Raw genomic sequence first — 12,366 nt, 5'->3', positions numbered from 1 at the left:
GGGGCGCGCCCGCCGGCGCGCGGATGAGCGCATGAGATTGCCCAATCTGCTGGGAAGCCGGAACGGTCGCCTGTCGGCCTTTTTCTTCTTGTACATGACCGAGGGCATCCCCCTCGGTTTTGCCGCCACCGCGGTGGCCACCCAGCTGCGCCGCATGGGCGTGGGCCCGGCCGAGATCGGGGCGTTTGTCGCCGCTTTCTACCTGCCCTGGGCCTTCAAATGGGCCTTCGGTCCCCTGGTCGATGTGTTCCGCTCGCAGCGCTTCGGTCATCGCCGCGCCTGGATCTTGGGCACGCAGCTGGTCATGGCCGCCACCTTGGGGGTGCTGGTCTTCGTCAAGCTGCCTGAGCAACTGGCCTTGTTCACCATCATCTTGCTGGTGCACAACACCTTTGCGGCCATGCAGGACGTGGCCATCGACGCTCTGGCTTGCAACACCCTGCACCCCGAGGAGCGCGGTCTGGCCAACGGCCTGATGTTTGCCGGTGCGGCCGTGGGCCAGGCGGTCGGCGGCAGCGGCGTGCTCTTCCTGATGGCCTATATCGGCTTCCAGAACAGCTTTGTTTTTGTGGCCTTGAGCATCCTGGCCGTCACCGGCCTCGTCGTGATGCCCATGAAAGAGGCGCTGGCCCAGGCCGGCGATGCCGCCAGCCAGGCGGGCCGGGGCTTGCGTCACGCCCTGGGCGAGATGCGCAGCTTCGCCATGGACGCCTTCCGTTCCTTCATCGGCACGCGCGGTGCTTATGCAGGCGTGTTCTTTGCGCTGCTGCCTTGCGGCGCCATGTCACTGAGCCTGGCCCTGCAGTCCAACCTCTCGGTGGAGCTGGGTCTGGATGATGATCAGGTGGCCTGGATGAATCTGGCCACTAGCGTGCTCAGCGGTGTGGCCATGGTGGTCGGCGGCATGTTGTCCGACCGCATCGGCCGCCGCCTGGTGCTCAGCGTCTCGGTGGTTTTGATGAGCCTGCCCGTCGTCTACCTGGCCATCGTGCTGCAGCAGCATGGCTATGTGATGCCGCGTGCGGCGGACAGCAAGGCTGCGGTGGAGCCGGCCCTGGTCACGGCGCTGTGGGCCGCGGTTTTGGCTTTCAATGTCTTCATGGGCCTGATGTACGGCGTGCGCTCGGCCCTGTTCATGGATGTGACCAACCCCAAGGTCGCGGCCACCCAGTTCACCGCTTATATGGCGCTGATGAACCTCTCGATCGCCTACACCGCCACCTGGCAGGGGCTGTCCATTGAAGCCTTTGGTTATCCGGTGACCCTGGCGATTGATGCCACCGTGGGCCTGTTCTGTCTGCTGCTCATGCATCTGATGAAAAAGCCGGCCTCGGAAGCGGCGCAAGTCAGCGATTCGCTGGCCGACCGACGCGCCCGCAAGACGGCTCTGGGCCTGGGTTTGCTGTGCCTGCTGTGGCTGCCCTTCTGGGCCTTGCGCGCCGAGTTGGGCGCGGCGCTGCCGATTGCCAATGTCTTCTTCACCATGCTCTTCGTGGTCAGCCCGCTGTTCCTGCTGGCCGGCCGCGAGGTGCTGGGCAGCGGCATCAGCTCTGGCCTGCGCCGAGCTTCCGCCTGGCTGGCGCTGCCCCTGCTGGCCATCTATGGCCGCAAATGGGTGGACGGTCTGCAAGCAGGCGTGGCGCCTTGGGCTCAGAGCTCGCCGCAGCTGATGTTGGCCGACGCGCTGATCTATCTGCTGCCCCTGCTGGCCGGCCTGGTGCTGATCCAGCTGGCGCGCCGTGATTGGAGCGTGTTGACCCTTGCGACGCGGCCTTTGCCTGCGCACTGAGGCCTACTTTTGGGGGATGCCTAACGCCTCATCCACTGATATTCTGCCGCTCACCCAAACGAGTGAGGAGCGCATGGTGTTCAAGATGAGAGCGAAAGGAATTCCCCTGTTGGCGGCCGCCGCTGCGGCCATGCTGATGCAGACGGCCGCTCAAGCCGGCCCGGTCGGCGATGGCAAAGGTTTCTACCTGAGTGCCAATCTCGGCAGTGCCAAGGGAAAGTCCAAGGTCTACGACGGCAAGTCAGATCCGTCCTTCGGCTTCAGCGCCGGTTACCAGTTCAGCCCGAACCTTTCGGCCGAGCTGTTCGCGCGCTCCCTCAATTTCGATTTCATGGTCGGCTTTCTCGACCCCAAGGGCTTTGTCTACCCCGAGGACCATGTCGGCGCCGCGCTGCGCCTGAGCGCGCCGCTGAGCGAGTCGGTCCAGTTGTATGGGCGCCTGGGTGTGGGCCGCACGACGATGAAAGCCACGCTGGTGAATATGCGCCACGACTCGGTCAGCGAAACCAGCCTGGGCGCCGGCCTGGGCTATGACTTCAACCCCAGCTGGGGTCTGCAGCTCGAGTACAACCGCTTCCTGAAGAACGACATCAACGTGCTGTCCTTGGGCCTGCAGTTCAGGTTCTGATCAAGTTGGCAGACGACCCCGGGCGCCTGGCGCCACGGGGCATGGCTTCCAGCCGCCTCGGGCTGCGCCGGCACAATCTCGGTGTTCTGACCTCGCGCTGCAGCAGCGCCTTCTGCCATGCACGGCCCCAACCCCGACCAGCCTCACCCCATGCCTGGCTTTCCCCAGGTCTGCTTTCTCAAATCGGTGATCCGCAAGCCGAACATCATCGTCGGCGACTACAGCTATTACGACGATCCCGGTGAGCCGGGGCAGGCGCCGCAGCCGGCCGAGAACTTCGAGCGCCAGGTGCTCTATCACTTCCCCTTCATCGGCGACAAGCTGATCATCGGCAAGTTCTGCGCCATCGCCCGCGGCACCCGCTTCATCATGAACGGCGCCAACCACCAGAGCTCGGGCATCTCGACCTATCCCTTTTTCATCTTCGGCCAAGGCTGGGAGAAGGCCGCGCCGCAGCCCGGTGATCTGCCCTACAAGGGCGACACGGTGATCGGCCACGATGTCTGGATCGGCTACGACGCCTTGATCATGCCCGGCGTGCAGATCGGCCACGGCGCCATCGTGGCCGCCCGCTCGGTGGTCTGTGAGGACGTGCCGCCCTACACCGTGGTGGGCGGCAACCCGGCCCGCCCGATCAAGCGCCGCTTCAGCCCCGAGCAAGTCGAGCAGCTGCTCGATATCGCCTGGTGGGACTGGCCGGTCGAGCAGATCACCGCCCACCTGTCCGCCATCACCGGCGGCGACATCGCCGCCCTGCTCAAGGCAGCTTGAGCGCGCGCGCCACCTCGCTCCAGGGCAGCAGCTTGAAGTTCTGCGGGCCGTCGGGCAGGCGCTTGTGGCCGTCCTGCACGACGATCAGGCCCTGGCCGTAGACGCCGCCGAAGTTGGCGGCGCTGACCTCCAGGCCATCGGTTTCCGACGCGCCGTCGATGCCCAACTCGGCATTGATGCCGATGCGAAAGCCGCCGCGCAAGGCGTAGGGCGGCTGGGCGTCGAGCACCAGATAGCTGTGGTTGCCTTGCGAGGACACCAGCAGATAGCCGGCGTCACCCGGCCGGGCGCGGTAGATCGCCAGACCTTCCACATCGGCGACCAGGGCGCCGCCGACCGGCAGGATCAGCTGCGGCTTGGGCGTCATGCCGGCCTTGCTGCCGATGTCGATCTGCCAAATCCCGCGTTTCTCTTCGCCGACAAAGAGCCGACCGTTTGCCTCGTCCACCACGCAGCCCTCGGGTTGGCTGGCCAGCTGGAATTGGCGCAGCAGGCGTGACTGCCAGCGCCCATCGGCACTGCGCGTGATGCGGATCTGCTGCACGCGGCCGTCTTTGTCGTTGGGGTAGGCGTCCAGCTCGCCCTCGGCGCTGCGGCCGACGCAGAGGCCGTAGATGTCTTTCAGATCGGTGGGCAGCCGGGCCAGCTCGGACACCTGACCTTGGCCATCGATGCCGAAGAGCACGAGCGCCTTCTCATCGCGCTGCGTGGCCACGGCCAGGTCCATGGACTGACCGGGCGCCACTTGCAGGCCCTGGCGCAGATCGACATTGTTGATGCGTCCCACCTCTAGCAGCTGCCGCTCCTCGCCTTGCAGGTTGTAGACCAGCAGGCCTTGCTTTTTGTTGGTGCCGAGGATGCGGCTGAGGCGGGCGTCACTGGGGTGCACCCAGATCGCCGGGTCGTCCGCGGCGTCGCCGAAGCGCGCCACCGGCGCCGTCTGCCCGCTGGGCTGCAGCACCGGCCAGTCCCAGGTTTTTCCAACCGGGGCGGATTTGGCCGAGCGGCTCGCCGCACGCAGCAGGCGGCGCTGCGGCTTGCCCTCGATGCGCGTGCTGTGTTCCCACAGGCCCAGGCCGGGTTCTTCGATGCGCAGCAGCTCCAGCTTGTCATCCACCACGCAGCCCTTGGCGCCGGGCGCCGTGGCCAGGCGGCGCAGCGGGCGCGCGCCCTCGGGGCCGGCGATCAGCCATTGCTCGCTCAGGCCTTCCTCGCCGAGCAGGAAGAGCTGCAGCAGGCCTTGCGGGTCGCGGTGCAGGCAGAGCGCTTCGACGGCAAAGCCAGGCTCGGGCAGGTCTTGGGCGCGCAAGACCTGGCCCTCGCTGCGCAGCAGCACCGGCCGGCCTCGGTCGGCATCGAGCAGCACGGCGACATGGCCCTGGGTGCCGTCCGCGCGCTGGTCCCAGCGCTTGGCGCGCACGGCATAACGCGCCAGTTCCCGGCCTTGGCGGTCGAGCAGCTGCAGGCCCTTCTTGTCGAGCTGGAGCTGGGTCGGGTTGAGGTCGGCTGTCTGGGTGGCATGGGCCGGGCCCAGCAAGCCAAGTGCCATCAAGAGTGCGAATGTGTGTTGCCTCATGCTCAGAACACCGCCAGTTTCAGACCCAGCTTGACGCTGCGGCCATACTGCTCGTACTGCGCGTTCAGTGCGCGCTGGCCGGCGTAGACGTAGTAGGCGCTGTTGTTCAGGTTGAGCAGCTCCAGGCTGAGCTGCAGTTTGGCGCTGAGGTCATAGCGCAGCGAGAAGTCCCATTGCGTCTGGCCGTCCACCCACAAGTCCTTGGCCGGGTTCAGCACATCGCCCACCTCCAGCAGATAGGCCGATTTGTGGTTGACCGCCAGGCGGGTGCTCAGGCCCTGGCCTTCCCAGCCCAGGCTGAGGTTGAGGCTGCGGTCCGACTGGCTGGGCAGGGCCAGCTGGCGGCTTTGCAGCTGGCCGTTCTTGTAGCCGGCGATGGTGGCCTTGGAGTGCACCAGGGTGGCGTTGGCGCCCAGCACCAGGCCGTTGAAAGGTGCCGGCAGGCCGCGCAAGGCCTGGCCATAGGCCAGCTCCAGGCCGCTGACTTTGGCGTCCTCGCCGTTGGCGTAAGTCAGGGCCGAATCGAAACCGGCCCATGTGCCTTGGCCGGCCAGATTGGTCCGGTAGACGAAGTCGCGGATGCTCTTGTGGAAGGCATAGGCGGACAAGCTGCCGTCGCGGTCCAGGCGCTGCTCGATGCCCAGGTCCAGATTGCGCGAGCGCAAGGGCTTGAGTGCCGGGTTGCCGAACTCGGCGCTCTTGTCCTCGATCACAAAGCCGGGGCTGAGCTGGCCGAAAGTGGGGCGCACCACCGACTGGGTGTAGGCCGCGCGCAGCTGCTGCTCGCTGCTCAGTTGCTGGCGCAGCAGCAGGGCCGGCAGCCAGTGGCGGCTGCGGCTCTCGCTGTGCTGGGCGCTGAACTGGCCCTTGCTGTTGCCAGTGCCGTCGGCCTCCAGGCGCAGGGCTTCGTGGCGCAGACCGGCGATCAGTTGCGTGTGTTTCCAGTCGATGGTGGCCTGCAGGTAGGCGGCGTCGCTCTCTTCTTTGATGCGGTAGTCGGCAATGGCCGAATCGCTGGCCTCGCGGAACTCAGCCGGCTTGAGGCCGGCCACAAGCTGCCGCACCGCTTGCTCGCTCAGATTCGGGCCCAGCTCGCCCCAGGGATAACGTGGCATGCCCTCGGCCACCACGCTGGCCATGGACAGCTGGCTGCTGCTGAAACCATAGGGGGCCTTGGCCAGTGTCTTGCCGCTGTAGCTCCAGACTTCGCGGCCGTTGTCCTTCTGGCGGCGGGCAATCTTGAAGCCGCCTTTGAGCTCCAGCTCGGCACCGTCCAGGTCCAGGTCCTTGAGCAGGTCGACGCGCAGATTGCGTTCGCGGTCGGTGGCGCGGCTTTGCTCCAGCTTGATCTTGTCGAGCGCGAAGCCGCTGCTGCTGGCCAGGCCGGCCGGGCCGCTGATCACGGGCCTCTGGCTGTCGGCGAAGCTGAGGCCGCTGAAGGCCGTGGCGTTTTTGTAGGTGGCGCCGGACAGGGTGTCGGGCTTGTTCTCGCTGGCGCGGCCGGTGCCGAGGGCGGCGCTGAGCTGCCAGTCGCCCCAGCGGCGCTCGCCGCCCAGGCTCAGGGAGTCGACCTGCGAGATCTCCTCGCGCGCCTTCAGCGAACGGGCCGCCTTGGCCGAGCCGCCGCTGGCGCCCGCAGCCAGGGCGGGAGAAAACTCCAGGGTCTGGGCCTGGCGCTGTTCGGTGTCGGTGAAGCGGCTGCTGAAGCTGCGCAGGTAATAGCTCTGGCTCGGGTCGGGGCGCAGGTCCAGGTTCAGGGCGCCGCCGTGGCGCACGCGGCTGATGGTGTAGCTGCGGCGCTCCAGCTTGCTCAAGGCGGGGCTGCTGCCGCTGAGATTCCACGCGCCGCCGGTCTCGACATTGTCCGAGCCGAAGCTGCGCTCGTCGCTGCTCAGGGCCAGGGCCAGGCCCAGGCTGTTGGAGAGGAAGCGGTCGCTGTAGATCAGGGCGCCGTTCGGGCGCGTCTTGCCGCTCAGTGCGGCGTAGCTGGCGCCGGCGCTGAGGTTCAGCACGCGGCCGGGCTGGTCGAAGGCCGACACGGTGTTCACCGCCACCGAGCCGCCGAGCGAGTTGGCGTCCTGGTCGGGGCTCAGGGTCTTGCGCACTTCCAGCGAGCGGATCAGGCCGGCCGGCACCACATCGAGGCCGACGGCGCGACGGTCGGCTTCGGCCGATGGCACCAGGGTGCCGTTGATGCTGACGGCGTTGAGATCGGGGCCCAGGCCGCGCACGCGGATGAAGCGGCCTTCGCCCTGGTCGCGCTCGACCGAGACGCCGGGCAGGCGGGCCAGGGCCTCGGCGGCATTGATGTCGGGCAGCTGGCCGATGCCGTCGGCATGGACCACGCTCAGCACGCCGGTGGCGGCGCGCTGCTTGTCCAGCGCATTGCGCAGATTGGCCGCCTGGCCGTTGAGCTGCACGGCCTCCAGCGTGGTGGGCGCGCTGGCGGCACCGGCCGGGGCGGGCGCGGCGCTTTGCGCCAGAGCGGGCGACGCCGTCAGGGACAGCAGGGCGGCGCTCAGGCCGAGGCTCAGCGGCGTCAGGCGAGGGCGGCGCAGGGCCGGGCAGGGCAGGCGGAAGGAGGTGGACATGGTGGGTGGGGGCTCCGCAGTGGAGCACAGGCAAGCGCCGGATCGGCAATGGCTCCGCACCTTAGGCAGGCCGCATGGCAGTTCCGTGACGGCTGGGCCCCGGGCGGCCACAGCGGCTGCAAGAGCGCAGATCCAGCCCCGAACTGAGCTGTTTCGACCCCCGCCGTCCACATCCAGCCCTTGCATGACGGCCTGTCACAAAGCCTCTTTAGGATCGCCAGCCCATGCTCATCTCACCTTTGCTCAAGGCTTTGCAGCCCGTGCCCCAGGCTCCTGTGCTGGGCCTGGCGCATTTCGGCCACCTCCTGGCCTTGCTGATGGCCAGCCTGATGGCGGCTTTCGCCTGGGGCGGCGAGGCCAAGCCGCTGCAGGACTGGCGCTGGATCGATGTGGCCGGCGAGGGCGGCATGGTGCTGATGGCCGCCATCTGGATCACCCAGCTGCGCAGCAGCCGGCCCGGCGGCCGCGTGACCAACTGGCTGTGCCTGGGCCTGGCCGGCATCCTGCTGGGCGAATGGGTCGATGTGCTGGATGAGTTCTGGCGCCTGCCCAAGGCCGTGGTCTGGGACAACTGGCTGGAATCGGGTCTGACGCCGCTGGGCATGCTGGTGCTCACCATCGGCCTGCAGCATTGGCGCGAGGAAGAGCGGGCCTTGAGCGATCAACTGCTCAAGCGCGAGCGCCTGATCCGCGAGCACCGCAGTTTTGATGCCATCACCCAGCTCGGCGATGCCGACTACCTGGCCCGCCAAATCGCCTTGGAACAGCAGCGCGAGGGCCAGCCCGGCGCGGCCCTGCTGATGCTGAGCCTGGACGGCTTTGACAGCATCGCCCGCGAGCATGGCCTGGCCGAGGCCGATCGCCTGCTGCAGGCCGCCGGTCATCTCTTGATCTTGAACCTGCGCCCTGAGGACCTGCTCTGCCGCTATGCCGGTGACCGCTTCGCCCTGCTGATGCCCGGCGCTGGCCCGGCCTTGGCGGCGCAGACCGCCGGCCATTTGCAGCAAGCCCTGGGCAGCCTGGCCCACCACAGCCGCCAGGGCCAGCGCATCCAGCGGCCGGCGCGGGTGGTGTGGTGCGAGGTCGATGCTGAAGAGCCCGGTGCGCAGCAGCTGCTGCATCTGGCGGCCCGGCTATGAACGCCGCCCTTCTCGGCCTCAGCCCGGCCCCGGGCGCTGTCTACCAACTGGGCACGCGCTGCCTGGTCTGGGAGCATCAAGCCGTGCTGCTGCTGGAATTCGCACGCAGCCGCGGCCTGCGGCCGTCCGAGCTGCTGGCCGCCGCCGGCTTCAGCACCGTGCCGAGCCTGCTCAGCCCGCAGCAGCTGCTTGATCTGCTGGCCGCCTTGCAAGTGCAGCTGCAGGCGCCCGACACGGCGTTTGTGCTGGGCCAGCTCAGCCTGCCCGGCCATGCCGGCCTGGCCAGCCATGCCCTGGGCCAGGCGCGCAACGGCCGCCAGGCCTTGGAGCTGCTGGCCGCGCACAGCGCCCGGCTTTCGCCCCTGCTGACGCCGCGCCTGCTCTGGCATGAGGACGAGCTGCTGCTGATCTGGACCGAGGCCTGCGGCGTCGGCGCCGCACAGCGCAATTTCGTCGTCGACATGCAGATGAGCGCCGTCACCGCCCTGTGCCAGTGGCTGGGCGGCCGGCGCCTGCCCTGGCGCTACAGCTTCAACCGCAGCCGCCCGCGCGACCTCTCGCAGCATGCGGTGTTCCTCGGCGCCGATCTGCAGTTCGATTGCCAGGTCGACGCCATGCGCGTGCCGGCCGCCTGCCTCGACGAGCCCTGGCCGCGCGGCGTGGCCGACAGCATGGCCGCCCAGGCCCTGGCCCAGGGCGCCGACCCCGGCGCCGCCGGCCGCGGCCTGCTGGCGGCGCTCTACGACCATCTGCTGCCGCGCCTGCGTGAAGCACCCACGCTGGAGCAGAGCGCCCAGGCCTTTGGCGTCAGCAGCGCCACCTTCAAGCGCCATCTGGCCCAGCACGGCACGCATTTCCAGGCCCAGCTCGACCAGGTGCGCACCCACTGGGCGCTCTATCTGCTGCTCTTGCAAGGCCAGAGCCATGAGCGCGTGGCCCAGGCCCTGGGCTTTCATGACCGCAGCAACTTCCGCCGCTCTTTCAAACGCTGGACCGGCCTGGTGCCGAGTTTGCTCGCCTGAGCGCAGGTCTGTGCTGCAATGCAGGCCAGACCCGCCCCGGGTCAGGAGCACGGCATGAGCACATTGGCAAGGCAGCATTCATGGTTCCAGCGCAGCGCCGCGCGCGCTCTGTGGCTGGCCGCAGCAGCGCTCTCGCTGCCCTGCGCCGCACGGGCCGAGGCCTTGCCGACGCCGCCGGCCTTGCAAGCGCAGCTGGCCGCCCAAGGGCTCAAGCCTCAGACCATCACCGTGGTCGAGCCGCATCTGAGCCGCAAGGACCATGCGGTGCAGCGCCGCTACCAGGCCTTCCCGATCGAGGAAGTGCTGGTGCGCGTGCTCGGGCCGGACTGGAACGCGCAGGCCGACCGCGAGCTCGAGTTCAAAGCCCTGGACGGCTTCATCGCCCGCATGCCGGTGTCGCGTTTCCTCAAGTACCGCGCCTTTCTGGCCCTCGGCCTGGCCGATGGCCGGGCCTTCACGGTCGACAACCTGGCCCAGAACGAGAAGAACGTGGCGCTCGGTCCCTACTACCTGATCTGGGACAACCTCGCCGCGCCCAGCCTGCAGGTCGAGGGTGGCACGCACTGGCCTTATCAGGTGGCCGAGATCAGCCTGCGCGCGGTCAAGCCCGAGGCCTTGCTGCCGGCCGGCATGGACAGCAGCCGCTGGGTCGAGCAGGCCGCCCTGGTGCAGAAATACTGTTTGAGTTGTCACCAGATCAACGGCTTCGGCGGCGCCAAGATGCCACTCAATCTGGCCGTGCGCGCCAAGCTGATCGACTCGCGCACCTGGCAGAGCTGGCTGCTGCAGCCCCAGTCCGTCAAGCCTGGCACCGCCATGCCAGCCCTGCCGGACGGCTTGAGCCTGGCCGAGCGCCAGCGCATCGCCAGCGAGCTGCACGACTACCTGAAGGCGCTGCCGGTGGCGCCCTGAGTCTGAGCGCGCTGAACCCTGGTTAACACTCGGTTTCGTCTGGACTCGCAGCGCGCGCTGAATCGGGTAGGCTGGCGAACTTCTCGGCGGCATCCTGGCGATGCAGCCGGCCTCTTTGTTTGCCCAGCCAGCTTGAATTGACATGTCGGACGTCCCCTTTGACCGCACCGGCCTCCGCGCGCAGGGCGCGCCTGTAGAGGACGTCAATGCCTTGCCGCCCGGCACCCGCTTCGGTTCGCTGGAGATTCTGCGCACCGTGGGTGTCGGTGGCTTTGGCATCGTCTACTTGGCGCGCGACCATGCGCTGGAGCGCGAGTTGGCGATCAAGGAGTACATGCCGGGCCAACTGGCGCAGCGCGGCGAGGGCTCGGCGGTGTCGGTGCGTTCCGCCTCGCTGAGCGAGACCTTCGAGATCGGCCGCCGCTCTTTCGTCAACGAGGCGCGTCTGCTGGCCCGCTTCGACCACCGCTCCCTGCTCAAAGTTTTCCAGTTCTGGGAAGCCCATGGCACGGCCTATATGGCCATGCCTTATCTGCAGGGTCAGACCTTGCGTCAACGCCGCGATGACATCAGCGCCGGCCGCGCCCCGGCCCTGGACGAAGCCGCGCTGCTCCGCCTGCTCCTGCCTCTGCTCGAAGCGCTGAGCCTGCTCCATGGGGCCGCGGTCTTCCACCGCGACATCGCGCCCGACAACATCCTCCTGCCCGACGATGGCGGCGACCCGATCCTGCTGGACTTCGGCGCTGCGCGCCGCGCCATCGGTGACCGCACCCAGACCTTCACCGCCATCCTCAAGCCCAGCTACGCGCCGATCGAGCAGTACGCCGAGAGCACGGCCCTGCGTCAAGGCCCCTGGACCGATGTCTATGCCCTGGGCGCAGTGCTGCATTTCCTGCTGACCGGCCAGCCGCCGCCGCCGGCCACGGCGCGGGCGGTGTTCGACGACTACGAGCCTCTGGCAGGCCGGGCCTTGCCAGGGTGTTCGCGGGCCTTTCTGGCGGCGATCGATTGGTCTTTGGCGGTGCGCCCGCTCGAGCGCCCCCAGAGCATGGAGGCTTTCCGCGACGCCTTGACCGGTGTCATCGAGCCCCCAGGCTTGCAAGAAGCCGACCTGCCCCTGCCGCTGAGCGAGCCCGAGCCGCGGCCGCGCAGTGCGGCGCCGCCACCCGCGGCTCCTCCGGCCGGGCGCAGCAAGCCCAGGCCAGCGATAGCTGCAGCAACAGCAGCAGCCGTGCCGGCTGCACGCCAAGCGCTGCCAGCCGCCTGGCGCTGGGCAGCCTGGATCACCGTGCCTGTGTTGCTGGCGCTGGGCGCGTGGCTGTTGCAGCGGCCCGCGGCGCCCGTGGCACCCGCGGCGTCTCCAGGGATGGCGCTGGCGGACCCGGCCTCGGGCCCCGCCTCGGCCGCCGTGCCGGCCTTGGCCTTGAATCAAGAGCTGGCACCAGCACTGTCGACGCCGGCCCTAGCACCGTCGGCCAGTTCGCCCACGGTGCTGGCGTCGGCCGCGCCCGCGCTTCAGAAGGCCGCGGTGCCGGCCAAAAGGGCCTCAGCAGCTTCGGGCAAAGGCGAGGCCCGTCGCCCGCCTCGTGATGGCGGGCCGGCCCAGGCCGGGGCCAAGCTGCCGGCCATGCCGCAGCAGGATGCCAGCCTGACGGCCGCCGCCCCGAGCGCTCAGGTCCAACTGGCACAGCCGCCGGCCGCAGCTGCTTCGGAGGATGCACTCGCCGCGCCGCTCGACCCTCGCCAAGCCTGCGCCAAGGAGAACATCCTCTTGCGCATCTGGTGCGTGGACCGCCGCTGCGAGAAGCCGGCCTATGCCGGCCATGCCGAATGCGTGCGCTTGCGTGAGATTCGCGAGCAGCGCCGCGAACGTTGAGGCTGGTGACGCCCTGGCGCGAGGTCCGCAGCGCGCACAGCGCCGGGCTGCACATCTGCTGA

Annotated in this window: 9 protein-coding genes; 7 read left to right on the top strand and 2 right to left on the bottom strand. The window is 68.5% G+C overall.

The window, feature by feature from the left end; translation table 11 throughout:
• Window positions 1–31: 31 nt before the first annotated feature.
• The 3 genes from LNV28_RS12990 to LNV28_RS12980 all read left to right on the top strand — a co-directional run bounded on the left by LNV28_RS12990 (window position 32) and on the right by LNV28_RS12980 (window position 3,188).
• Window positions 32–1,789, top strand: a complete 1,758-nt coding sequence (locus LNV28_RS12990) for an MFS transporter (protein ID WP_263517965.1) — start codon at window positions 32–34, stop codon at window positions 1,787–1,789.
• Between the two features lie 85 nt (window positions 1,790–1,874).
• Entirely contained in the window at window positions 1,875–2,417 is a 543-nt protein-coding gene (locus LNV28_RS12985; protein WP_263517964.1) for a porin family protein, read from the top strand.
• A gap of 117 nt (window positions 2,418–2,534) precedes the next feature.
• On the top strand, window positions 2,535–3,188 hold the full coding sequence (locus LNV28_RS12980; RefSeq protein ID WP_263517963.1) for a Vat family streptogramin A O-acetyltransferase: 654 nt from the start codon (window positions 2,535–2,537) through the stop codon (window positions 3,186–3,188).
• Here the strand turns inward: LNV28_RS12980 and LNV28_RS12975 are convergent.
• Together LNV28_RS12975 and LNV28_RS12970 are read right to left on the bottom strand one after the other, a co-directional pair.
• Window positions 3,175–4,764, bottom strand: a complete 1,590-nt coding sequence (locus tag LNV28_RS12975) for a phytase (protein WP_263517962.1) — start codon at window positions 4,762–4,764, stop codon at window positions 3,175–3,177. The genes LNV28_RS12980 and LNV28_RS12975 overlap by 14 nt on opposite strands.
• A gap of 2 nt (window positions 4,765–4,766) precedes the next feature.
• Window positions 4,767–7,355, bottom strand: a complete 2,589-nt coding sequence (locus LNV28_RS12970; RefSeq protein WP_263517961.1) for a TonB-dependent receptor — start codon at window positions 7,353–7,355, stop codon at window positions 4,767–4,769.
• 224 nt (window positions 7,356–7,579) lie between these two features.
• On the opposite strand from LNV28_RS12970, the gene LNV28_RS12965 reads away from it, so the two are divergent.
• The 4 genes from LNV28_RS12965 (at window position 7,580) to LNV28_RS12950 (ending at window position 12,304) form a co-directional block, all read left to right on the top strand.
• Window positions 7,580–8,494: a GGDEF domain-containing protein gene (locus LNV28_RS12965; RefSeq protein ID WP_263517960.1), complete on the top strand. Its 915-nt coding sequence runs from the start codon at window positions 7,580–7,582 to the stop codon at window positions 8,492–8,494.
• A complete protein-coding gene (locus LNV28_RS12960) occupies window positions 8,491–9,516 on the top strand; it encodes a helix-turn-helix transcriptional regulator (RefSeq protein WP_263517959.1) in 1,026 nt (341 codons plus the stop codon). The genes LNV28_RS12965 and LNV28_RS12960 overlap by 4 nt, the downstream gene beginning before the upstream one ends.
• Window positions 9,517–9,570: 54 nt before the next feature.
• The gene (locus LNV28_RS12955; RefSeq protein WP_263517958.1) at window positions 9,571–10,428 is read left to right on the top strand and encodes a cytochrome c; all 858 of its coding nucleotides are present in this window, start codon (window positions 9,571–9,573) and stop codon (window positions 10,426–10,428) included.
• A gap of 142 nt (window positions 10,429–10,570) precedes the next feature.
• Window positions 10,571–12,304 carry a serine/threonine protein kinase gene (locus tag LNV28_RS12950; protein WP_263517957.1) on the top strand — a complete coding sequence of 578 codons (1,734 nt, stop codon included), beginning with the start codon at window positions 10,571–10,573 and terminating at the stop codon, window positions 12,302–12,304.
• The last annotated feature ends 62 nt before the right edge of the window (window positions 12,305–12,366 follow it).

Source organism: Paucibacter sp. DJ2R-2 (genome assembly GCF_025717675.1).
Lineage (GTDB): Bacteria > Pseudomonadota > Gammaproteobacteria > Burkholderiales > Burkholderiaceae_C > Paucibacter_A.
The sequence above is the reverse complement of the archived record's forward strand: the minus strand, read 5'-3'. Positions and strand labels throughout refer to the sequence as shown.

Excerpts from the sequence above, each read along its gene's own strand:
- LNV28_RS12970 (WP_263517961.1), bottom strand. The coding sequence starts at position 7,355 with ATGTCCACCTCCTTCCGCCTGCCCTGCCCGGCCCTGCGCCGCCCTCGC.
- LNV28_RS12960 (WP_263517959.1), top strand. The coding sequence starts at position 8,491 with ATGAACGCCGCCCTTCTCGGCCTCAGCCCGGCCCCGGGCGCTGTCTAC.
- LNV28_RS12990 (WP_263517965.1), top strand. The coding sequence starts at position 32 with ATGAGATTGCCCAATCTGCTGGGAAGCCGGAACGGTCGCCTGTCGGCC.
- LNV28_RS12980 (WP_263517963.1), top strand. The coding sequence starts at position 2,535 with ATGCACGGCCCCAACCCCGACCAGCCTCACCCCATGCCTGGCTTTCCC.
- LNV28_RS12950 (WP_263517957.1), top strand. The coding sequence starts at position 10,571 with ATGTCGGACGTCCCCTTTGACCGCACCGGCCTCCGCGCGCAGGGCGCG.
- LNV28_RS12965 (WP_263517960.1), top strand. The coding sequence starts at position 7,580 with ATGCTCATCTCACCTTTGCTCAAGGCTTTGCAGCCCGTGCCCCAGGCT.
- LNV28_RS12985 (WP_263517964.1), top strand. The coding sequence starts at position 1,875 with ATGAGAGCGAAAGGAATTCCCCTGTTGGCGGCCGCCGCTGCGGCCATG.
- LNV28_RS12975 (WP_263517962.1), bottom strand. The coding sequence starts at position 4,764 with ATGAGGCAACACACATTCGCACTCTTGATGGCACTTGGCTTGCTGGGC.
- LNV28_RS12955 (WP_263517958.1), top strand. The coding sequence starts at position 9,571 with ATGAGCACATTGGCAAGGCAGCATTCATGGTTCCAGCGCAGCGCCGCG.